The sequence below is a fragment of the Geodermatophilus sp. SYSU D01180 genome (genome assembly GCF_054050415.1).
The window spans coordinates 76,214-98,083 of the sequence record NZ_JBJGZH010000018.1; the positions used below are offsets into that span (position 1 = coordinate 76,214).

Annotated in this window: 18 protein-coding genes; 13 read left to right on the top strand and 5 right to left on the bottom strand. The window is 75.3% G+C overall.

Annotated elements, in window-relative coordinates; translation table 11 throughout:
- Positions 1–6 precede the first annotated feature (6 nt).
- The 4 genes from ACI8AA_RS16680 (at position 7) to ACI8AA_RS16695 (ending at position 6,299) form a co-directional block, all read left to right on the top strand.
- Positions 7–1,311, top strand: coding sequence for an FMN-binding glutamate synthase family protein (locus tag ACI8AA_RS16680; protein WP_457045519.1), 1,305 nt, complete (start codon positions 7–9; stop codon positions 1,309–1,311).
- On the top strand, positions 1,308–2,408 hold the full coding sequence (locus tag ACI8AA_RS16685) for an FAD-dependent oxidoreductase (RefSeq protein ID WP_457045520.1): 1,101 nt from the start codon (positions 1,308–1,310) through the stop codon (positions 2,406–2,408). Before ACI8AA_RS16680 ends, ACI8AA_RS16685 begins: the two co-directional genes overlap by 4 nt.
- A 448-nt stretch (positions 2,409–2,856) precedes the next feature.
- Positions 2,857–3,228: an alpha-L-rhamnosidase C-terminal domain-containing protein gene (locus tag ACI8AA_RS16690; protein WP_457045521.1), complete on the top strand. Its 372-nt coding sequence runs from the start codon at positions 2,857–2,859 to the stop codon at positions 3,226–3,228.
- A 32-nt stretch (positions 3,229–3,260) separates the two neighbouring features.
- On the top strand, positions 3,261–6,299 hold the full coding sequence (locus tag ACI8AA_RS16695) for an ATP-binding protein (RefSeq protein ID WP_457045522.1): 3,039 nt from the start codon (positions 3,261–3,263) through the stop codon (positions 6,297–6,299).
- A gap of 274 nt (positions 6,300–6,573) precedes the next feature.
- Here the strand turns inward: ACI8AA_RS16695 and ACI8AA_RS16700 are convergent, their stop codons facing one another.
- Positions 6,574–8,283, bottom strand: coding sequence for an IlvD/Edd family dehydratase (locus ACI8AA_RS16700; protein WP_457045523.1), 1,710 nt, complete (start codon positions 8,281–8,283; stop codon positions 6,574–6,576).
- A 231-nt stretch (positions 8,284–8,514) separates the two neighbouring features.
- Between ACI8AA_RS16700 and ACI8AA_RS16705 the strand changes: the two genes are divergently transcribed.
- The 3 genes from ACI8AA_RS16705 to ACI8AA_RS16715 are packed head-to-tail and all read left to right on the top strand — an operon-like array spanning position 8,515 to position 11,136.
- On the top strand, positions 8,515–9,366 hold the full coding sequence (locus tag ACI8AA_RS16705; RefSeq protein WP_457045537.1) for a fumarylacetoacetate hydrolase family protein: 852 nt from the start codon (positions 8,515–8,517) through the stop codon (positions 9,364–9,366).
- An 11-nt stretch (positions 9,367–9,377) separates the two neighbouring features.
- The gene (locus ACI8AA_RS16710; RefSeq protein WP_457045524.1) at positions 9,378–10,394 is read left to right on the top strand and encodes a zinc-dependent alcohol dehydrogenase; all 1,017 of its coding nucleotides are present in this window, start codon (positions 9,378–9,380) and stop codon (positions 10,392–10,394) included.
- Position 10,395: 1 nt separating this feature from the next.
- A complete protein-coding gene (locus ACI8AA_RS16715) occupies positions 10,396–11,136 on the top strand; it encodes an SDR family NAD(P)-dependent oxidoreductase (RefSeq protein WP_457045525.1) in 741 nt (246 codons plus the stop codon).
- Positions 11,137–11,642: 506 nt separating this feature from the next.
- On the opposite strand, the gene zwf is transcribed toward ACI8AA_RS16715, so the two are convergent.
- Positions 11,643–13,133, bottom strand: a complete 1,491-nt coding sequence (gene zwf, locus ACI8AA_RS16720) for a glucose-6-phosphate dehydrogenase (RefSeq protein ID WP_457045526.1) — start codon at positions 13,131–13,133, stop codon at positions 11,643–11,645.
- Positions 13,134–13,469: 336 nt separating this feature from the next.
- Here zwf and ACI8AA_RS16725 point away from each other — a divergent pair, with 336 nt between their 5' ends.
- The gene (locus ACI8AA_RS16725) at positions 13,470–13,745 is read left to right on the top strand and encodes a hypothetical protein (protein WP_457045527.1); all 276 of its coding nucleotides are present in this window, start codon (positions 13,470–13,472) and stop codon (positions 13,743–13,745) included.
- 407 nt (positions 13,746–14,152) lie between these two features.
- Here the strand turns inward: ACI8AA_RS16725 and ACI8AA_RS16730 are convergent, their stop codons facing one another.
- Both ACI8AA_RS16730 and ACI8AA_RS16735 read right to left on the bottom strand, forming a co-directional pair.
- Positions 14,153–15,130, bottom strand: a complete 978-nt coding sequence (locus tag ACI8AA_RS16730; RefSeq protein ID WP_457045528.1) for a helix-turn-helix transcriptional regulator — start codon at positions 15,128–15,130, stop codon at positions 14,153–14,155.
- Between the two features lie 35 nt (positions 15,131–15,165).
- Positions 15,166–16,128 carry an AraC family transcriptional regulator gene (locus ACI8AA_RS16735; RefSeq protein ID WP_457045529.1) on the bottom strand — a complete coding sequence of 321 codons (963 nt, stop codon included), beginning with the start codon at positions 16,126–16,128 and terminating at the stop codon, positions 15,166–15,168.
- Positions 16,129–16,885: 757 nt separating this feature from the next.
- On the opposite strand from ACI8AA_RS16735, the gene ACI8AA_RS16740 reads away from it, so the two are divergent.
- Positions 16,886–17,116, top strand: a complete 231-nt coding sequence (locus ACI8AA_RS16740) for a hypothetical protein (protein WP_457045530.1) — start codon at positions 16,886–16,888, stop codon at positions 17,114–17,116.
- Between the two features lie 150 nt (positions 17,117–17,266).
- Here the strand turns inward: ACI8AA_RS16740 and trhA are convergent, their stop codons facing one another.
- The gene (gene trhA, locus ACI8AA_RS16745) at positions 17,267–17,977 is read right to left on the bottom strand and encodes a PAQR family membrane homeostasis protein TrhA (protein WP_457045531.1); all 711 of its coding nucleotides are present in this window, start codon (positions 17,975–17,977) and stop codon (positions 17,267–17,269) included.
- 451 nt (positions 17,978–18,428) lie between these two features.
- Here trhA and ACI8AA_RS16750 point away from each other — a divergent pair, with 451 nt between their 5' ends.
- The 4 genes from ACI8AA_RS16750 to ACI8AA_RS16765 all read left to right on the top strand — a co-directional run bounded on the left by ACI8AA_RS16750 (position 18,429) and on the right by ACI8AA_RS16765 (position 21,776).
- Complete coding sequence (locus tag ACI8AA_RS16750) at positions 18,429–19,160, top strand: GAF domain-containing protein (protein ID WP_457045532.1); 732 nt, start codon at positions 18,429–18,431, stop codon at positions 19,158–19,160.
- Between the two features lie 275 nt (positions 19,161–19,435).
- The gene (locus ACI8AA_RS16755; RefSeq protein WP_457045533.1) at positions 19,436–20,098 is read left to right on the top strand and encodes a GAF and ANTAR domain-containing protein; all 663 of its coding nucleotides are present in this window, start codon (positions 19,436–19,438) and stop codon (positions 20,096–20,098) included.
- 117 nt (positions 20,099–20,215) lie between these two features.
- Positions 20,216–20,629, top strand: coding sequence for a VOC family protein (locus ACI8AA_RS16760; RefSeq protein WP_457045534.1), 414 nt, complete (start codon positions 20,216–20,218; stop codon positions 20,627–20,629).
- 178 nt (positions 20,630–20,807) lie between these two features.
- A complete protein-coding gene (locus tag ACI8AA_RS16765; protein ID WP_457045535.1) occupies positions 20,808–21,776 on the top strand; it encodes an SDR family oxidoreductase in 969 nt (322 codons plus the stop codon).
- Positions 21,777–21,870 lie beyond the last annotated feature (94 nt).

The following is a 21,870-nucleotide window of genomic DNA, read 5'->3' on the forward strand; positions in this document are numbered from 1 at the left end:
ACCCCCATGCTCCGCGAGTCCGCGACCTTCGACCGCGCCACCATCGCCGAGATCCAGCGTGCCGCCGAGACCGGCATCTACGACATCCGCGGCGGCGGCGCCAAGCGCCGGGTGCCGCACTTCGACGACCTGCTCTTCCTCGGCGCGAGCATGTCCCGCTACCCGCTGGAGGGGTACCGGGAGCGCTGCGACACCGACGTCGTCCTCGGCGACCGCCACGCCACCTACCCGCTGCACCTGTCCACCCCGGTGACCGTCGCCGGGATGAGCTTCGGCGCGCTGTCGGGCCGGGCCAAGGAGGCGCTGGGCCGCGGCGCCAGCGAGGTCGGCACGAGCACCACCACCGGCGACGGCGGCATGACCCCGGAGGAGCGCGGCCAGTCCAAGCACTTGGTCTACCAGTACCTGCCCTCCCGCTACGGCATGAACCCCGACCACCTGCGGGCCGCCGACGCGATCGAGGTCGTCCTCGGCCAGGGCGCCAAGCCCGGCGGCGGCGGGATGCTGCTCGGCCAGAAGATCACCGAGCGCGTGGCCGGCATGCGCACGCTGCCCATGGGGGTCGACCAGCGCAGCGCCTGCCGCCACCCGGACTGGACCGGCCCCGACGACCTGGAGATCAAGATCGGTGAGCTCCGGGAGATCACCGACTGGGAGAAGCCGATCTACGTCAAGATCGGCGCCAGCCGCACCTACTACGACGTGAAGCTGGCGGCGAAGGCCGGCGCCGACGTCATCGTGCTCGACGGCATGCAGGGCGGCACCGCGGCGACGCAGGAGGTGTTCATCGAGCACGTCGGCATCCCGACGCTGGCCGCCCTCCCGCAGGCGGTGCAGGCGCTGCAGGAGGAGGGGCTGCACCGGCAGGTGCAGCTGGTCGTGTCCGGTGGGATCCGCAACGGCGCCGACCTCGCCAAGTGCATGGCGCTCGGTGCCGACGCCGTCGCGATCGGGACCGCGGCGCTGGTCGCCCTGGGTGACAACGCCCCGCACCTCGACGAGGAGTACCGGGCGCTGGGCTCGGCTGCCGGGTTCTACGACGACTGGCAGGCCGGCCGCGACCCGGCGGGCATCACCACGCAGGACGAGGAGCTCGCGGCCCGCCTGGACCCGGTCGCCGGTGGCCGGCGGGTGGCCAACCTCATCCGCGTGATGACGATGGAGGCGCAGGTCATCGCCCGCGCCTGCGGCAAGGCGCACCTGCACTCGCTGGAGCCCGAGGACCTGGTGGCGCTCACCATCGAGGCCGCCGCGATGGCCCGCGTGCCGCTCGCCGGCACGTCGTGGATCCCCGGGCAGGGCGGGCTGTGAGGGTCGACGTCGTCGTCGTCGGCGCGGGGCTCATGGGTTCCGCGACGGCGTGGCAGCTGGCCCGGCGCGGGGTGTCGGTGGCGCTGGTCGAGGCGTTCGACGCCGGGCACGTCCACGGCAGCTCGCACGGCACCTCCCGCATCGTGCGCCGCGCCTACGCCGACCCGTTCTGGGTGCGGCTGACCGGGCGCGCGTACGGCGCCTGGGCCGACGCCCAGGACGACACCGGGACGGCGCTGCTGCGCACCACCGGCGGCCTCGACACCGGCGCCCGCCGCGACCCCGTGGGACTGGCCCGGCTGATGGCCGCCGAGGGGGTGCCCCACGAGCTGCTGACGGCGGGGGAGGCGGAGGCCCGCTGGCCGGGGATGCGCTTCGACGGCCCCGTGCTGTTCCACCCCGAGGGCGCGGTGCTCGACGCCGACGCCGCGGTCGCCGCCTGGGTGCGGCGCGTGCACGAGTTCGGCGGCGCCGTGCTCGAGCGCACCCGGGTGCTCGCCGTCGCACCGGACGGGGACGGCGCGCGCGTGGTCACCGACGGACCGGAGCTGAGCGCGCGCAGCGTCGTCGTCGCGGCCGGACCGTGGCTGCCGGAGTTGCCGCTCGACCTCCCGCTGCCGCCGTTCACGGTGACCCAGCAGCAGGTCTTCCACTTCCGGCAGCGCGACCCCGCCGCCGGCTGGCCGACCTTCGTGCACAAGGGCGACCTGCAGCTGTTCGGCCTGCCCTCCGGCGCCGATGGCGGCCCGCGCCCGGCGGTGAAGGTCGCCCAGCACGACGGCGGGCGGCCCACGACGGCGTCCACCCGGGACGGCGTCATCGACCCGGCCGCGCGCGAGCGGGTGACCGCGTTCGTCCGGGCGTGGCTGCCCGGCCTGGACCCGGAGCCGGTCGCCCAGGGCAGCTGCCTGTACACCGTCACCCCGGACGAGGACTTCGTGCTCGACCGGATCGGCCCCGTCGTCGTCGCCTCGCCCTGCTCCGGACACGGCGCCAAGTTCGCCGCCCTGGTCGGGAGGATGGCGGCCGACCTCGCCCTCGGTGAAGCGCGAGCGGAACCGAGGTTCGCGCTCAGCCGGGTGCGCGCTCTCGTCTGACGGCGGTCCCGGCTCCTGCACGACGTGCTCTGGCGATGTCCGTGGCACACGGTCGACCACCGTCCCGGCCACCGTCGTCCCTCGGACGGTGTCCTCCACCGTGGTGCGCGCGCTCCGCGGGCCGGTCGGGCTGCACAGACGCACGACACCGAACTGCGGCGGACACCCTGGGCAGGTCGGGGGTCACGGGCGGGAGTCGCTCCGCCGACCGGCCACGCCGAGCGGCCCGTGCGCTGCGCAGGTCTGGGCTCGAGGGGTCGCAGGTTCGGGTCCTGTCAGCCCGACAGCGCAGGTCAGGGGCCGTGTCCGGAGAGATCCGGACCGGCCCCTGACTGCTTCCTGAGGCGGTTGAGCACCAGGCCACCCTCGCTCGCCGGAGACGCCGCCGAGGACGTCCATCGCCTCGCGCGCGACGCCAGGGGCGACGTGCTCGGAGACGTCGCGGGCGGTGGCGATCGACGCGTGGCCGAGGATCCCTGACACTTCATCGAGGGCACTCGGGGATCGTCGGGGCCCCCACGGTCACGGGGTACAGCTCCCGTCCGGCGGCCGGCTGACCTCCGCGTCCACCGCCCACCTCACGTCGTACGGGCGCGCGGCGGTCGCGTGGCGTCGGAAGGGCGGGCGGCTCACCGTCGACGTCGCCGTCCTGACCGGGACCACCGCCGTCATCACCCTGCCGCAGGAGGGGGCGCGGCCGGAGCGGGTCGGGCCGGGACGGCACCGGTTCGAGTGGGTCCTTCGGGCGCCTCGGTGGCAGGAGCCGCCCTCGGTGTCGCTGGCGCCGAGACCTTCCTCGGCGAGTGACACCCGTGTTTGACTTCGGGTACGGGGACGCGGCCGGAGGTCGATGTGCTTCCCACGGGAACGGTCACCTTTCTCTTCACGGACATCGCCGGGTCGACGAGGCTGCTGCGCGAGGACGCGCTGGGCTATGCGGATGCGCTCGCGGAGTACCGGTCCCTGCTCCGGGCGGCCTTCACCGCGCACGGTGGCCACGAGGTGGACACCCAGGGAGATGGGTTCTTCGTCGCCTTCGCCACGGCCGGACAGGCAGCGGCGGCGGCGGCCCAGGGCCAACGGTCGCTGGCGGCGCACCCGTGGCCTGACCGCCGACGCGTCCTGGTGCGGATGGGGCTGCACACCGGCGAGGTCATGGCCACCGAGGACGGGTACGTGGGCCTCTCCGTGCACCAGGCGGCGCGGATCGCGGCGGCCGCTTCGGGCGGACAGGTGGTGCTGTCGGAGGCGACCGCGGCTCTCCTCGCTGGGGCGCTTCCCGGAGGCAGCGCCCTGCGCCGGCTCGGCGGCTACCGGTTGAAGGACTTCCCTCAGCCAGAGGTGCTGTACCAGCTCGACATCGCCGGGCTGCCCACCGACTTCCCGCCGCTGCACACCCTGGAGGTGGGTCAGCGGCTGCCGTCCCCGACCGGAACGCTGCTGGGCCGCGGTCGTGAACTCGCGGCCCTCACGTCCCTGCTGACCGATGTCGAGACACGGCTCGTGACCCTCACCGGCCCAGGAGGCATCGGCAAGACACGATTGGCGCTCGAGGCATCCTCCGACGTCGTCGCCGCCTTCCGTGACGGCGTGTTCTTCGTGGACCTGAGCATGGAGCACGAACCGGGACAGGTCCTTGCCGCCATCGTCCGGACCGTGTCGCTTCCCGGCGTGACCGAGGACGAACCGCTGGAGGCGCTCCGGCGCGGTCTGCGCACCGCCCGGATGCTGCTGGTGCTGGACAACTTCGAGCAGGTGGCCGAGGCGGCTACCGATCTCAGTGATCTGCTCCAGCACTGTCCGCACCTCACGGCGCTGGTCACGAGCAGGGAGTCGCTGCGGGTGCGCGGTGAGGTCCTCTTCGCGGTCCCTCCTCTGTCACTACCGGAGCGAGAGACGGTGACGGTCGGGGAGGCGGAGGCATCCGAGGCCGTGCGCCTGTTCGTCCAGCGAGCTGCTGCCGTGGTCGCGGGGTTCGGACTGACCGACGGGAACGTCACCGACGTGGCGGCCGTGTGCAGGCTGCTGAACGGCCTGCCCCTGGCCATCGAGCTCGCCGCGGCGCGGGTGAAGCTCTTCGCGGTCGACGAGTTGCGTGCACGCCTCGAGCTGCGGCTGGACGAGCTCCGGGGCGGGCCGCGTGACCTCCCGGAGCGCCAGCAGACGCTTCGTCGCGCCATCGAGTGGAGCACCGAACTGCTCCGTGATGCGGACCGTGCCGTGCTGGGCGTGCTGTCGGTGTTCGCCGGGGCCCGCCTGGCCGATGTGGAGGCGGTCATCGGGCGTGTGCCGGGCCTCGACGGGCTCGACGTCGTCGAGAGCCTGGGCTCGCTGGTGGACAAGAACCTCGTGCGCAGCACCCAGGCAGGCGATGGCCGGCCCCGTCTGTCCATGCTCAACACCATCCGCACCTACGCGGCCGAGCAGCTCGGGTCCCGGCCCGACGTCGCGGCGGCCGCACGTCGCGCTCATGCCGAGCACTACACGGAGCAGGCGCGCGCGTGGGGGAGCCCGTCCGGTCATGCCGATCGCGCCGAGGTGCTCGCGGCGCTGTCCCTGGAGCTCGGCAACGTCCGGGCGGCCTGGTCCTACTGGGTCCGCGAGGGCGCCGTCGCGCGGCTCAACGACCTGCTGGAACCGCTGTGGGGTTACTACGACGCGCGTGGCAACTACCGAGGGGCGGTGGAGCTGGGGAGCGACCTCCTCGCTGTGCTGTCCGTCCAGCCGGAGACGCCGGAGCGGATCCGGGACGAGATCGCCGTGGAGACGAGCCTGGCTCGGTCGATGATCGCCGTCAGCGGCTACACGGCCGAGGTCGAGCGGCGCATCCGAGCCGCCCTCGATCGGTCGGATGCTGCGGGTGGTGTGCCTCAACGCTTCTCGGTGCTCCGGTCCGTGGCGACGCTGCACCTGCTCCGGGCCGATCTCGAGCGCGCTGCTGCCGTGGGGCGTGAGCTGTTGGCCCTGGCCGAGCAGAACCGGGAGCCCGCCCTGCTGGCCGATGCGCACCTCGTCGTCGGTGCCGTCGCGACGGAGGACCTCACCGGGAGCCTGCGACACCTCGACGAGTCCATCGAGCACTTCCTCGAGCAGCGGACGTCCCGGGTGCAGTTCCGCGTCGGTCCGAACCCCGGGGTGGTCGCCTACGTCGTCTCCGGGTTGCTGCTGTGGGAAGCGGGCTTCCCGGACCGTGCCGAGGTGCGCATCGAGCGGGGGATCGAGCTCGCCAGGCAGATCGGACATCCCTACTCGGTGGCCTACGCCTACTTCCACGCGTCGTTCGCGGCGCTCGGCCGGCAGGACCTCGGGCGCGTGGCCGAGTACGCCGAGGAGCTGCTGCGGATCGCCGAGGCGCAGGACTACCCGATCTGGCGGGCACTGGCCTTCGTCATGCGCGGAACTGCACGAGTGGGGTTCGGAGAGCTGGACGAGGGACTCGCCGACGTCGAGCGGGGCTTCGGCCTCTACGAGGGACTGTCGACCCCGCCGGTCTTCTGGAGCAGCCTGCTCATGGTCCGAGCGGCCGGGTGCCTGATGGCGGGTCAGCCGGAGCGTGGCGCGGCCTTCGTGGAGGAGGCGGTGTCCACGGTGTGGAGCCAGGGCCTCCAGGACCCGCAGCTCGACATCCTGTGGGGAGACCTGCTCCTCGCGTCCCCGGTCGCCGACGTCTCCGCCGCCGATGAGCTGTTCGAGCGCGCCGCGGCATCCGCGGAAGCGTACGGCGCGCGCATGATCCATCTCGTCGCGGCGACGCGACTCGCGACCCTACGACGTTCGACCCCTCGTCGCGACGAGGCACTCGCCGACCTCCGCGCCGCGTACGACGGTTTCACGGAGGGTTTCGACACCCCACAACTCGTCGCCGCACGCGCCCTCCTCGACGGAGCTTGACGGCCCTGGGGCACGCGATCTCGGACGACGAGCGGCCCCTTCGTCGCGGCGCGGGCGTCCATCGGGGCACACATCTCAGCGACAGGGACGTGGGACCTGCGGTTGACGGAGACCGCCGAACGCGGCTCCACCGCCGTGGTGAGCAGGTCCGGTTCTTCCCCGGCGGCGAGGTGGCCGCCTCCGGCCGGCCTCGGGGAAGCCGGTGAGGGTGGGACACGGTGCTCCGTCGGCGCCCGGCAGGGTCGGAGGCGCGAGGCCGTGGTCGCCGAGGCGGTCAGTGTGACTCGCGGCTGACCCGCGAGCCGCTGGAGCCGACGAGGAAGTCGAGGTCGGCGCCGGTGTCGGCCTGCAGGACGTGGTCGACGTAGAGCCGCTCCCAGCCGCGGCGCGGGGCGGCGAAGCCGTCGACGGTGGCCTGGGCGGGTGTGCGGGCGGCCAGTTCGTCGTCGGGGACCTCGACGTCGATGCGCCGGGCCTCGACGTCCAGGCTGATGACGTCCCCGGTCCGCACCAGCGCGAGCGGCCCGCCGGCGGCGGCCTCCGGGGCGACGTGCAGGACGACGGTGCCGTAGGCGGTGCCGCTCATCCGGCCGTCGCAGACGCGGACCATGTCGCGCACGCCCTGCTCCAGGAGCTTCCTCGGGATGGGCGTGTTGGACACCTCCGGCATGCCGGGGTAGCCCTTGGGCCCGCAGCCGCGCAGCACCAGGACCGAGTCGGCGTCGACGTCGAGGTCGGGGTCGTCCAGCCGGGCGTGCAGGTCCTCGATCGAGTCGAACACGACCGCCCGGCCGCGGTGCCTGAGCAGGTGGGGGGAGGCGGCGGCGGGCTTGATCACCGCGCCGGAGGGTGCGAGGTTGCCGCGCAGCACGGCGATGCCGCCGTGCTCGACCAGCGGCTCGCGGCGCGGCCGGATGACCTCCGGGTCCCAGATCGGCGCGTCGTGCAGGTACTCGACCAGCGGCTTGCCGGTGACGGTGAGCGCGGTCGGGTCGAGCAGGTCGCGGACCTCGGAGAGGACGGCGAGGAACCCGCCGGCGCGGTGGAGGTCCTCCATGAGGAACCGCCCGGCGGGCAGCAGGTCGACCAGCACCGGGACACCGGATCCGATCCGGTCGAAGTCGTCCAGCGTCAGGTCGACGCCGAGGCGTCCGGCGATGGCCAGCAGGTGGACGACGGCGTTGGTGGACCCGCCGATCGCGGCCAGCGCCACGATCGCGTTCGCGAACGAGGCCTTGGTCAGGAGGGTGGACGGGCGGCGGTCGGCGGCGACCATCTCCACCACCAGCCGGCCGGTGCCGTGCGCGGCCTCCAGCAGCCGGCTGTCCGGGGCCGGGGTCCCGGCCAGGCCGGGGACGACGGCCCCCAGCGCCTCGGCGACCAGCGCCATCGTCGAGGCGGTGCCCATCGTGTTGCAGTGGCCGCGGCTGCGGATCATCGACGACTCCGAGCGGGTGAACGCCTCCTGGGACAGCGTCCCGGCCCGGACCTCCTCGGACAGGCGCCACACGTCGGTGCCGCAGCCGAGCGGGACGCCGCGGAAGGTCCCGGTGAGCATCGGCCCGCCGGGCACGACGACGGCGGGCAGGTCGACCGAGGCGGCGGCCATGAGCAGCGACGGGATCGTCTTGTCGCAGCCGCCGAGCAGCACGACGCCGTCGATCGGGTTGGCCCGGAGCATCTCCTCCGTGGCCATCGCGGCCATGTTGCGCCAGAGCATCGCGGTGGGCCGGACGTTGGTCTCGCCCAGGGAGACGACGGGCAGCTCGAGCGGGCTGCCGCCGGCCTCGTGGATGCCGTTGCGCACCGACGCGGCGACCTCGGTCAGGTGCGCGTTGCACGGCGTCAGGTCCGAGGCGGTGTTGGCGATGGCGATCTGCGGCCGGTCGAAGGCGTCGCCCGGTACGCCGCGGCGCATCCACGCGCGGTGGATGTAGGCGTTGCGGTCGTCCCCCGCGTACCACTGGGCGCTCCGGAGCTCCACGGCCGTCCGCCTTCCGACTGTCGACCCGACGGTCTAGCTTCTGGAACCCGATGGACGGTAACCACCCGGCCGCGGGAACGACAGCACCCGGCACGGGCAGCGGGGCCCGGCTCGGCGAGAGCCGGCTCGTCGGTTCCGACCGGGTGCCCGGCGTCCGCCTGGCGACCCGGACACACCCCTGACCTCCGCGGTCACCTCCGACGATCCCTGGAGTCCCCGCCCGTGCACCTCATGCGCATCGGCGCGCCCGGCGCCGAGAAGCCCGTCGCCCGCATCGACGACGCCACCTACGTCGACCTCTCCGACGTCACCCCCGACCTCGACGAGGCGTTCTTCGGCGGCGGTGGCCTCGACCGGATCCGTCCCGTCGTCGCCGAGCGGGCGGCCGCCGGCCGGGTGTCCCGGTTCGCCGGCGAGCGGATCGGCGCGCCGATCGCCCGCCCGCACCAGATCCTGTGCATCGGCCTGAACTACCGCGACCACGCCGCCGAGACCGGCCAGGCGGTGCCCGCCGAGCCGATCCTGTTCACCAAGTCGCCGAACACGCTCATCGGACCGGACGACGACGTGCGCATCCCGCGCGGCTCGACCAAGCCCGACTGGGAGGTCGAGCTGGGCGTCGTCATCGGGCGGCGCACCAGCTACCTGGACTCGGTCGAGGACGCCCGCGACGCGATCGCCGGCTACTGCGTCGTCAACGACGGCAGCGAGCGCGCCTTCCAGATGGAGCGCGGCGGCCAGTGGACCAAGGGCAAGTCCGCCGAGACCTTCAACCCGGCCGGTCCCTGGCTGGTCACCCCCGACGAGATCGACGACGTCCTCGCGCTGGACATGTGGCTGGACGTGAACGGCGTCCGCCGGCAGACCGGGAACACGAAGACGATGGTCTTCGACCCGTGGTCCGTCGTGCACCACCTGAGCCAGTTCATGGTCCTGGAGCCCGGGGACCTGATCGACACCGGCACCCCGCCCGGCGTGGGGATGGGGATGTCCCCGCAGGTCTGGCTGCAGCCCGGGGACGTCGTGGAGCTCGGCATCCAGGGGCTGGGCAGCCAGCGGCAGCGCGTGCTCGCCCCCCGGTGAGCGGACGCACGATGCGGGCCTTCGTGCTGACCGGGCCCGGCGAGGGGTCGGTGCAGGAGGTCCCGGCGCCGGTGGCGGTGCCCGGGGAGGTGGTCGTCGACGTCCACCGGGTCGGCGTGTGCGGCACCGACGTCGAGTTCTTCACCGGTGAGATGGCGTACCTGCACCAGGGGCACGCGTCGTACCCGCTGCGGCTGGGCCACGAGTGGGCGGGCACCGTGTCCGCCGTCGGCGACGGCGTCGACCGGTCGTGGCTCGGCCGCCGGGTCATGGGCGACACCATGCTCGGGTGCAGGACCTGCCGCCGCTGCCGCAAGGGCCACCAGCACGTCTGCGAGCACCGGCAGGAGGTCGGCGTCCGCGGCGGGCGGCACGGGGCGCTGGCCGAGCAGATCGCCGTCCCCGCCTGGTCGCTGCACCCGCTGCCGGACCCGGTGGACGACGTCCTCGGCGCCCTCGTCGAGCCCGGTGGCAACGCCCTGCGCGCGGCGCAGGCCGCCGACCCGCAGCCCGGCGACCGGGTCCTCGTCACCGGCCCCGGGACCATCGGGCTGCTCGTCGCGGTGTTCGCCCGTGCCGCAGGCGCCGAGGTGCACCTGCTGGGCCGCTCGGACAGCTCCCTCGGCTTCGCCCGGAGCCTCGGGTTCGAGCAGGCCTGGACCGAGGAGACGCTGCCGGACGTGCCCTTCGACGCCGTGGTGGAGGCCTCGAACGCGGTCCACCTGCCCGCGCGCGCCCTGGACCTGGTGGAGCCCGCCGGCCGGGTGGTCTACATCGGGCTGGCCGGCAGCCCCAGCACCGTCGACACCCGGACCCTGGCGCTCAAGGACGTGACGGCCGTCGGGATCCTCTCGGCCTCGCCCGGCCTGGACGCCACCATCGCCGCCTACGCGGGCGGTCGGGTCGACCCCCGGCCGCTCGTCGCCGCCACGGTCGGTCTCGAGCAGGTCGGGGCCGTGCTCGCGGGGGCGCGCGTCGAGGGCGCCGGCCCGGGACCCAAGATCCACGTCGACCCCAGGAGGTCCTGACATGGCCGAGTTCGACGGGCTGGTCGCGGTGGTCACCGGCGGCGGCAGCGGCATCGGGGCGGCCACCGCCCGGCTGCTGCAGGATCGCGGCGCGCGGGTCGCCGTCGTCGACCGCGACCCCGACGGCGCACCCGAGGGCGTGCTCGCCGTGCCGTGCGACGTCACCGACAGCGCCGCCGTCGACGCGGCCGTCGCGACGGTGGTCGAGCAGCTGGGCGGTGTGGACGTGCTGGTCAACAACGCCGGCATCGGGGCGACCGGGCACGTGGGGGAGAACGACGACGCCGAGTGGGCGCGGGTGCTCGACGTCAACGTCACCGGGATCGCCCGGGTGACCCGGGCGGCGCTGCCGCACCTGCGGCGGTCGGAGCACGCGGCCGTGGTGAACACGTGCTCGGCCGTCGCGTTCGTCGGCGTCCGGCAGCGCGCGCTCTACAGCGCGAGCAAGGGCGCGGTCCTCGCGCTCACGCTGGCCATGGCCGCCGATCACGTCGGTGAGGGGATCCGGGTCAACGCCGTCGCCCCGGGCACGGCCGACACCCCGTGGGTGGGCCGGCTGCTCGACGCCGCCGAGGACCCGGCCGCGGCCGCCGCGGCGCTGCGGGCCCGCCAGCCGCTGGGCCGCCTGGTGACCGCCGAGGAGGTCGCGCACGCGATCGTGTCGCTCGCGTCCCCGCTCGCCGCCTCGACGACGGGCACGGTCCTCCGGGTCGACGGCGGGATGACCAGCCTGCGGCTCTGACGGGACGGTCGCGCGCCGGTCCATCCCGGGAGCTCAGGCGGAGCTGTGCCTCCGGACGGCCGGCAGGACCGGCCGGTGGTCCTCCAGCTGGGGCAGGCCGGAGACGGCCACGGCCCCGACCAGTCCGACGGAGGGCACGACGACGGGAACGCGCCCCGTGCGCCGCGTCGTGCTGCAGGTCGTGCCCGTACACGTCCTCGAACGTCGTGCCGCGCTCCCGCCAGAGCTGCCCCACGGCGAGCGAGCTGGGCGCGCAGCGCTGCACGACCCGCACCTCGCGCTGGACCCAGTCGTCGTCCGTCGTCGCGCCGGGCAGCACCGCGTGGAACCCGACCCCGCCATCCCCGCTGGTGCACGACCGGCTGCTGTCCCGGGGCGTCCGGTGCTCACTGCGCGGCGACGACCTGCGGTTCGCGCCGCACCACTCCACCGACGACGCGGATCTGCGCCGGGCCGCGGGGAGCCTGCGCGACTGCTCGTCGTCGCACCCGCCACGTCGGCGCTGGTCAGGACGAGTGGCGCCAGCTCCGGCCGTCCCGGGCGATCAGGGAGCCCGCCTCGGGCGGACCCCACGTGGCTGCCTGGTACAGCGGGATGGGGCGCTCGTCCCGGGCCCAGAACTGCATCACCGGGTCGACGATGCGCCAGGACCGGCCGACCTCGTCGGCGCGGATGAACAGGGTGGGATCGCCGATCAGGGCGTCGAGGATGACGCGCTCGTAGGCGTCGGGCGACTGCTCCTCGAAGCTCTCGTAGGAGAAGTCCATCGAGGCCTTCTGCACGCGGAAGGCGTGGCCGGGCACCTTGGCGCCGAAGCGCAGGCTCAGACCCTCGTCGGGCTGCACGCGCACGATGAGGGCGTCGGGCTCGAGACCCGCCGCCGAACCGGGGAACAGCGGGAGCTGCGGTGGGCGGCGGAACTCGATGGCGACGTCGGTGATCCGGGCGGGGAGCCGCTTGCCGGTGCGCACGTAGACCGGGACGCCGGTCCAGCGCCAGTTCTGGACCTCCAGTCGCATCGCGACGAAGGTCTCGGTCGCGCTCAGCGGATCGACCCCGGGCTCCTCCCGGTACCCCGGCATCAGCTCCTCCCGGGTGCCGCCGCGGGTGTACTGCCCCCGCACCGCGTTCTCGGCGATCTCCGCGTCGCCGTCCAGCGTCCGGATCGCGCGCAGCAGCTTCACCTTCTCGTCGCGGATCGCCTCCGGGTGGAACGACGTGGGTGGCTCCATGAGGAACAGCGAGAGCACCTGGAGGACGTGGTTCTGCACGATGTCGCGCATCGCGCCGGTGGTCTCGTAGAAACCGCCCCGTTCGCCGACGCCCAGGGTCTCGGCGACGGTGATCTGCACGTTGTCGACCCACGTCCGGTTCCAGATCGGCTCGAAGATCGAGTTGGCGAACCGCAGCGCCAGCAGGTTCTGCACCGTCTCCTTGGCCAGGTAGTGGTCGATCCGGAAGACCTGTTCCTCGACGAACGCCGACGAGAGGTCGGCGTACAACTCCCGGGCGCTGGCCTCGTCCCAGCCGAACGGCTTCTCGACGACCACGCGGATGGCGCTGTCGCCGGCCGGCACGGACAGCCCCGCCTTGCCGAGGTTGACCGCGATCGGCCCGAACAGGCGCGGGGGCGTGGCGAGGTAGTACACCCGGTTCCCCGCGGTCCCGTGCCGGCCGTCGCACGTCGCGAGGACCTCGGCCAGGCGCTGGTAGGTGGCCGGGTCGTCGTAGTGGCCGCTCACGTAGCGGGCCGTCGCCGTCATGTCCTGCCACCGCGGGTTCCCCGCGGTGGGGGCGTCGCGGCGGCAGGCGTCCGCGAACTCGGCGTCGGTCATCGGCGTGCGGGCGACGCCGACGAGCGTCACCTCCGGGGGGAGCGCCCCGTAGCCAGCCAGCTCGGCGAGGGCGGGCAGGAGCTTGCGGGCGGTGAGGTCGCCCGAGGCGCCGAAGATCACCAGCGCGCAGGGCGGAGACCGACGACCCGTGTCGATGCTCATGTCCGGAGAGCATGCCCATCCCGGATGGCGATGGACAGGTCTCGGGGGGCGCCGGTGGGCGCGCCCGGTCCGAGCCGGACAGCTCCTCGGCCCCGTCGCCGGCCGCGGCGGCCGGCTCGGCGCGTACCCGAAGCAGCGACCCCCTCGGGCGGCCCACCTGCGCACCCCCGGAGGACCCACGGGAGCCCCGCGCGTTCCCAGGGCCGGCCCGGTGTCGCGCGACGATCGTCTGGACGGGCGGTGCGCCGGGCGCGGGTTCGCCTGCGGGCGAGTCCGCAGGGCGATCGTTCGCCTGCGGTCGTAGCCGACCGGCGATCCGCCGGTCACGCTCGCGTCGTGACCGCGTCACCGGTACAGCGGCCGCTGGACCACCGGCGGGCCGAGGCCTCGCGCAGCGCTGTCGCCGCGATCCGTGCGGCCGCTGCGGCCGCCGCGGAGGCGGCGCTGACCTACGACGACGTCGCGGGCGCCGCGGAGGCCGTCTGCAGCGCCGACCCGTCCGGGCCGCACCGCGACCGGGCAGCCCGCATGCGCCGGCGTGCCGAGGAGGAGCGGCGCGAGGCGCTGCGGATGTGGGCGCGGGCCGACGCGCTCGAGTCCGCCGCGCGCTGACCGGCGGTTCCCGGACAGGCGAACCGACACCCCCACGGTGCGCAGCCGCGGGCCCCTCGTCCGGCGGGGCCCGCGGGCGGCGGGTTCGCTGTTCGCGGGTGGCCGCGCGCGGTCGGTTCCTCGGACGAGCAGGACGCCGCTGAGCGCAGGCGGGGTGTTCCCGCGCGCGGCGCCCCAGGAGCAGGCAGCAGGGGCACGGGGTGGGCGCGATGGTCGAGAGCCGGGGGCACGCGCAGCGCGCGGGGCCGGGGACCCGGCCCGGGGTGGCGGCGCGGCGCGCCGCGGCCGAGCGGGCCCGGCGCTCCGCGGCCGAGCTCGTCGCCGAGGCCGGCGCCAGCCGGCAGCGGGCCGAGGCGCTGCGCCGGGGACTGGAGGCCCGCCGGCTGCGGGCCGCCGCGGACCGCGGTTCAGGTGCGCAGGGTGGCGCTGGGCAGCACGCCGTAGGCGGCGCGGTAGCGCTCGGTGAACCGGCTGGGCGTGAAGCCCCAGCGGGCGGCGACGGAGGTCACGGTCGTACCGCTGCCGGGGGTGGCGTCGCGTAGCTGCCGGTGCGCCTGTGCCAGGCGGACCGTGCGCAGGTACCCGCGGGGCGTGGTGTCCAGGTGCCGGCGGAAGGCCAGCTGCACCGCACGCGGGGTGACGCAGGCGGCCCGGGCGATGTCGGCGACGGAGATGTCGCGATGACAGTTGGCTTCAACGAACTCGGTCGCGCGGCGAAGCGTGCCCGGGTGTGCGTCGACGCTGTCCGCGGCGGCTGCTGGCGCCACGGCGGTGTTCGGGAAGATCGTCAGCGCGGTGGCGGCCAGCAGCCGCGCGGCCGGCCCGAGCAGCAGCGGCGAGGCGGCCGCCTCGGGGTCGGCGAGCAGGTCGTCGACGAACCGGGTGGTCTGACGCCAGCGTGCGGCGTCACCGGGGGCCGGCCGCATGGCCGTGAACTGCCACCGCCCGCCGGGCGCGGCGGCGCCGCGGGCCACGTCGGTGAGCAGTGCCTGCGGCAGGGTGACGGTGCGAGCCTGGGCCTTGTGGGTGCGACTGACGTCGGTGGACTGGGGATGGACGGCGATGTAGACGTCCCCCGGCGCGTAGCGGTCGGTGCTCTGTCCACGCTCGAGCCCGATGGTGCCCCGGATGACCGTGCTGATGACGACGTCGTCTCGGCCGTGGACGTCGAAGGTGATGTCGGCCGGCAGCGTGAGGTCGCAGAAGGTGAACGGACCGGGGTCGACCGTCCGCAGGTCCAGCAGCCAAGTGGCGTCGCGGGAGGCGTCCACCTGGAGGTGGCCGCTGTAGAGGGTGTCGAGGACTTCGCGTGCCTCGGCCGGGTCGCGGGTGCGGAACTCGGTGCGTCGGGGCGCTGTGGTAGTCGGGGCAGTCTCGGCGGTCATGACCTTCCCCTCGGGGCGTGTGCGGCCGCGGTGGTTCAGGTCCGCAGGGTGTGGGCGGGGGCCACCCCGTAGGCGGCGCGGTAGGCGGCGGCGAACCGGTCGGGCTTGGCGAATCCCCAGCGCAGCGCGATCGCCGCCACCGTGTCCCCGGCCGCCGGGTCGGCGGCCCGCAGCTCCCGGTGCGCGCCCTCCAGCCGCACCCGCCGCGCGTAGCCCATCGGGGACAGCCCGACGTGGCGGGCGAAGGCCAGCTGCAGCGCCCGCGGGCCCACCCCGGCGGCCCGGGCGACGTCGGTGACGGTGATCGGCAGCGAGGCGTGCGCGTCGATGAACGCCACCGCCCGGCGCACCACCGCCGGCGCCACCGCGCCGGCGCCGGGCAGGTGGTCCGACGTCATCGTGGTGTTCGGGAACGCCGCCAGCGCGGCCGCCGCCACCAGCTCGGCCAGGTGCGCGGCGACCAGCGGCTCGGCCAGCCCGCTGCCGGGGTCGGCCATCTCCCGGTGGACGAACCTCGACAGGCCCAACCACGTGCGGCGCATCGACTCGGACACCGGACTCAGCCCGTCGAACCGGACGTCGACCGCGGGCACCCCCAGCCGCTCCTCGGCCACCCGCTCGATCACCGCCAGCGGCAGCCGCACGATGCCCACGTCCACGTCGTCCCACACGTTCGTGAACGGCACGCCGGTCGGGCACCGGAACACCACGCCCGGTCGCGTGGTGACCTGGTCCCGGCCCGCCACGTACCGGCACCCACCGCTCACCGGACTGGCCACCACCAGGTCGCTCAGCGGAGCGACCGCGCAGCGCATGCCCGCGGTGAACCGCAGCCGGTCCGCGCTCACGTCGCCGGCCGTCGCCGACCGGATCTCGCAGGTGAACGACCCGCGGACGCCGGAGAACGCGAGCGGCCGCTCCGGGTGGTAGAGGTCGGTGAGCACGGCCTCGGCGACGTCCGGCTCCCGGATGGACAACTCGACGGCCTCAACGGGCATGACGCGCCTCCGGGGTGCGCGTTCCGCAAGGCCGTGGCTGGGCCGCCGCCGGCAGCGCCGGCCCCGCCGACCGTAGCCTCCGACACCCGCTGTGCGAAGCCTCTCGCCCGCCGGCGCAGTCGGTTCCACCCTGAGATCGGGCGCGGCCCCCGACTGCTCTCCGGGGCGGTCGACCACCACCAGGCCACCTCACTCGCCGGAGGCGGCGCCGAAGACGTCCGTTGCCTCGCGTGACACAGCGGGACCGGTGGCGGATCCGGATCGCCTCGTTTCGATACAGAGGCGTTGGTCCCTGTATCCGACAGGACCGCTCGGCCACGGTGGCGGCATGGCTGAGACCACGGCCGCCCCGGCCGGACACCTCCCGACGTCGGCGGACGCCTGCCCCGCCGTGCTCGACCCGGCCGGGCACGCTCCCGCCGACGGCGCCCGATGAGCTGCGCGCGAGCCCCGCACGGCCGGCACGCCGGCCGTCGGCGAGCCCCCGCGTGCTCCGGCGCGGCCGGCTGGGCTGTCGGTGCCGACGGTGTGCTCCCCGGCCCCCGCCCGGCCGCTGGGTCCCCGGGTGCCGGAGCGACGGCGGTCGGCCGGTTGCACGCGGTCGGACGGGCCGGTCGGGCGATCTGCTCGTCCCCGGTCGTTCCCCTGGATCCCCGGATCTGGACCTGGCCCGACTCCGCCGATCGCGTCCACCCGCTGTGCTGGACCTGCCTGGCCCTCACCCACGGGGCCGGCGACGGTCCCCACCGCTGAGCCGATGACCGTCGTCCTGAGCCTGCTGTCCCGGTGGTGGCGGATCCGGCAGCGCGTGCGGACCGTCCTCGCGGGAGCACCGACCCGCGGTGCCCTGGCCAACGCCCGCCGCGCCGTCGAGCGTGACGTCGAGGCCGCCGCCCAACGGGAGGAGGCCGCGCGAGCGGTCGCCCGGGCCGAGGCTCGGGCCGCCGAGCACCCCTCGGCTCCGCCGCGCCCCGTCCGCTCCCACTGAACCCCGCCCCCCGCCGGGACGTGGTCGGCCCGGCCGGCCGGTGTCCCCGTGCAGGTTCCTCGAGGGACGGGACCTCCTCCGGCGCCGGGCCTCCGGCCGGTCCGTGGATCCGGTGGCCCGGCGCCGGTGCGCCGGTTCCACCGCGCGGGCTCACCTGACCAGCAGTGCGATGGCGGCGTAGTGGCAGGTGGCGGCGGCGCACACGAACGCGTGGAAGACCTCGTGGTAGCCGAAGACCGACGGGAGCGGGTCGGGGCGGCGGCAGTGGTAGGCGACGGCGCCGGTGATGTAGAGCAGCCCGCCGGCGACGACGAGGGCCGCGGCCGGACCCCCGGCCGCGGCCCACAGGGCCGGGACCGCGAGCGCGTTGACGGCTCCCAGCGCGATGAACGCGCCTCCGACGAGCCACTCCGGCGCGTCCATGCGGGCCAGGCGGGCCCGGATCCCCAGGGCGGTGAGGGTCCACAGCAGGACCAGGCCCAGCCGGCCCCAGGTGCCGGTCACGGCGTGGAGGAACACCGGAGTCGCCGTCCCGGCGATCAACAGGAAGATCATCACGTGGTCGGCCCGCTGCAGGACCCGGGCGGCGACCGGCCCCCAGCTGCCCCGGTGGTACAGGGCACTGACGCCGAACAGCCCGCTGAGGCAGCCGGTGTAGATCCCGACGCCGATCACCGGCCCGCGGCCGTGGACGGCGACCCACAGCAGGGGGCCGGCGACGAGCGAGGCGGCGAACCACACCAGGTGCAGCCAGCCGCGCAGCAGGGGCTTGGCGTAGTAGATCGCGCGCCGCGCGTCGTAGTGCACCGTCGGACCGGTCGTGGCCTGGAGGTTCCCGTGGCCCGGCCGTCCGGCGGTCATGCGGGCAGACCCCGCCCGCGGCCGGCCTGCTCACCGGCCGGGGCGTCCCCGGACGCCGTCCCGGTCGTGCGCGTCGCGACGTCCACGGCTGGCCTTCCACGGTCCTGCAGGTGGGGAGCCGCGGGCACGAGCGGATGCGCAGCCGATGTCCATCGGTGCCCCGCCCTCACGTCGCGAAACCCGCGAGGAGACGGTGCGGGAGTCCGAGCACCCACGCGCCGGCCGGGCCGGGCAGCCACGCGGACGCCGGCCCGACCTCTCCCGCCGTCCCGGCTCGCACTCGCGCGAACGGGGGGGGGTCACCCGGCGTCCGGAGTTTGGGCACCCGTCGTTTGCGGGAGGTAGGGACCGCAGGCGGTCCCACCGTGCCGACGCGCGACGCCCGGGGCGGTTCGCCGCCCGGCCCCGGCGGACGGGGCCGGCGCCACCGACGGGTCGGGACGGGAGGAACGTGACGGTCGTCGGGGAGTTCCGGGCCGTGCTCGCCGAGCTGGCGGGGGAGCTGGCCGGTCCCGAGCTGTTGCCCGAGCGGCTGGCCCGCGCCTGCGCCCGGGTGCTGCCGGTCGACGGTGCGGGCATCGGGCTCTTCTTCGTCGACGGCCAACGGCTGCCGCTGGGCTCCAGTGACGCGGCGGCGGCGACGGCAGAGCGGCTGCAGTTCACGATCGGGGCGGGGCCGTGCCTGACGGCGCACGCCGAGGGCAGGCCCGTGGTGGCCGACGAGGCGACGATCCGGTCCCGGTGGCCGGCGTTCCACGACGGGCTGGTCACCAGCACCCCGATCCGCGGGGTCATCTCGCTGCCGTTGCACGGGGGACTGCGCGGCATCGGGGCGCTGGACCTGTACACGGTCCCGCCGAACGACGTGACGGCGTTGAGCCTGGCGCACGCGCTGGCGATCAGCGCCGAGGTGACCTCGGCGTTCCAGCAGCACAGCGAGGCGACGCGCGGCGAGAGCGGCGGGCCGGTGTGGCTGGACGCGCCGGCCGCCGGACGGCGGTCGGTCGTGTGGCGGGCCATGGGCTTCGTCAACGCCGGCCTCGAGGTCAGCAGCACCGACGCGCTGGCGCTGCTCCGGGCGCACGCCTACACCCGCGGCGGGGACCTCGACGAGCTCGCCCGGCGCGTCGTCGCGGGAGAGATCCCCCTGAGCGGCCTGCTCGACCGCGGCGGCGACCTCTAGCCCCAGCCGTCGCCGTCCTCGACGCGGCGATGCGCCCGCCCCGACGGAGAGCTGCGTACGCTCGGGTCCGGTCGTGGGAGCCACCCCGCGCCGACCGTGCGTCCGACCCCGGCGTGCCACGTCAGCGCGGGCTCCGAGGCGGAGTCCGCAACCGAGGTGCCCGCCCCGGTACAGCAGACCGGAGCCGTGCCGTGGACAGCAGCCAGGACCCCCACCCCGACGACGCTGCCCGGGCAGTCCGGCGCCGGGGGCGCCTCCCTGCTCCGGAGCTGTCGATGGAGGACCTGCTGCACACCGTGGCCGCGCTGGCCAGGACGGTGGTGCCCGGCGACACCGAGACGTCGGTGTCGCTGCTCGTCGACGACGTGCCCACCACGGTGATCGCCACCGGTCGGCTGGCCGTCGACGTCGACGAGGCGCAGTACGAGCGTGACCACGGGCCCTGCCTGCACGCCGCGCGCACCGGTGAGCTGGTCGAGGTCGCCGACACCCGCACCGACAGCCGGTGGCCGGACTACATGCCGCGAGCGGTCGCCCACGGCGCCCTGAGCTCGCTGTCCGTCCCGCTGGTGATCGACGCCGACCGCGGCGTCACCGGCGCGCTGAACATCTACGCCCGCGAGGCCCACGCCTTCGACGAGGGCGCCCGGGCCGCCGCCACCCGCCTGGGCCCGCACGCCGCGGCGGCGGCCGGTGACCTGCACTCGATGCAGAGCGCCCGCGCGATGGCCGACGACCTGCGGATCGGCCTGGAGGCCCGCGCGGTGGTCGACCAGGCTGCGGGCGTGCTGATGCAGCGGTTCGGGCTCACCGCCGACCAGGCGGTCCGGGCGCTGGTCCGGGCGTCGGCGGGCGCGGCCCGCCGGGTCCGCGACGTCACCCCCGACCCGGCGCGGACGGGGGAGCTGCCGGCCGGCCCGGCGGGTGGGGAGGGCTGACCGCCCCGGCGGCACCGGTCACCACCGCCGGATGCGCGCCGGCGTCCGGGCCGACCTGCGCGCGTGCGACACGATGACCTCGCGCGGCACGCCCCCACCGCGGCCGAGGAGGCTCCCATGACGCAGCAACGGCAGCGGGTCACCGAACTCCGCCTCGTGGTCACCGCGACGGACCACGAGGCCGCCGTCCGCTTCTTCCGCGACGTGCTGGGGCTGCCGCAGCAGGAGGCCCACGAGGCCCGGGGCGGCCACGTCGTCGTCCTCGACGCCGGGCGGGCGACGCTGGAGATCAACGACCCGGCCTACGCCGATTACATCGACGAGGTCGAGGTGGGACACCGCGTCCCGGGCCGGATCCGCGTCGCGTTCGAGGTACCCGACACCCGCGCCGCGACCGCGGACCTGGTCGGGGCCGGCGCGGAACTGGTCGCCGAGCCGACCCTCACCCCGTGGGACACGCTCAACTCCCGGCTCCACGGCCCGGAAGGGCTCCTGCTGACCGTCTTCGGCCCCGTGGAGGAGCAGCCGTAGCGTCCGGCCCCAGCGGCGGCTCCCGCGCCGTCGCCGGACGGTGGCCGCGCGGGCCCGCGGGGGTGCGTCCCGGCGGGCGCCGCCGCAGCGGGGGACCGGCGATCCGCGGATCGGCCGTCCCTGAACACGGGCGCCTCGCGCGGTGAGGCTGGGGTCCCCACGACCCGAGGAGCACCCGATGCCGCGCACCCGACCCGACATCTCCATCCCCGACCTCACCGGCCGCCGCGCCGTCGTCACGGGAGGCAGCGACGGCGTCGGCCTCGTGCTGGCCCGCCGGCTCGCCGCGGCCGGCGCCGAGGTGGTCCTGCCGGTCCGCAACCCGCGCAAGGGCGAGGCCGCGGTCGCCCGGATCCGCGCGCAGGTCCCGGACGCCGAGGTCTCCCTGCGCGACCTCGACCTGTCCTCCCTCGCCTCCGTCGCGGCGCTGGGCGAGACGCTGCGGGCCGAGGAGCGGCCGGTGCACCTGCTCGTCGCCAACGCCGGCGTCATGACGCCGCCGGAGCGGCAGACGACGGCCGACGGCTTCGAGCTGCAGTTCGGCACCAACCACCTGGGGCACGTCGCGCTCGTCGCCGCGCTGCTGCCGCTGCTGCGGGCCGGCCGGGCGCGGGTGACCTCGCAGACCAGCGTCGCGGCGCGCCGGGGGACGGTGAACTGGGACGACCCGAACCGGGAGCGGTCCTACGACGGGCAGCGCGCCTACGCCCAGTCCAAGGTCGCCGTCGGCCTGTTCGCCCTCGAGCTGCACCGGCGCAGCGCCGCCGGCGGCTGGGGGGTCACCAGCAACCTGGCGCATCCCGGGATCGCGCCGACCAGCCTGCTCGCGGCCCGGCCGGAGGTCGGCCGCGCCCGGGACACCACCGGGGTGCGGCTCGTCCGCGTGCTGTCCCGGCTGGGCCTCGCCGGGACCGCGGAGAGCGCGGCGCTGCCGGCTCTGCTCGCCGCGACGGCGCCGGACGCCGGCGGCCGGTTCTACGGCCCGGACGGTCCCGGCTCCGCCGCCGGCGCCCCCGCGGAGCAGGAGCCCTACCGCCCGGTGCGCGGTACCGGGGACGCCGAGCGGATGTGGCGCCTGTCCGAGCAGCTGACGGGGGTGTCCTTCCCCGCGGCCGCGCCCGACGGGGTGCGCCCCCTCCCGCGCTGACCGTCCCGGGGCGGCCCCCCACACCCCCGGGCGGCCCCGGGCCCCGGCACCCCCCCCCTGGCGCCGGACGGCCCCACCTGCACCAGCTACGCGC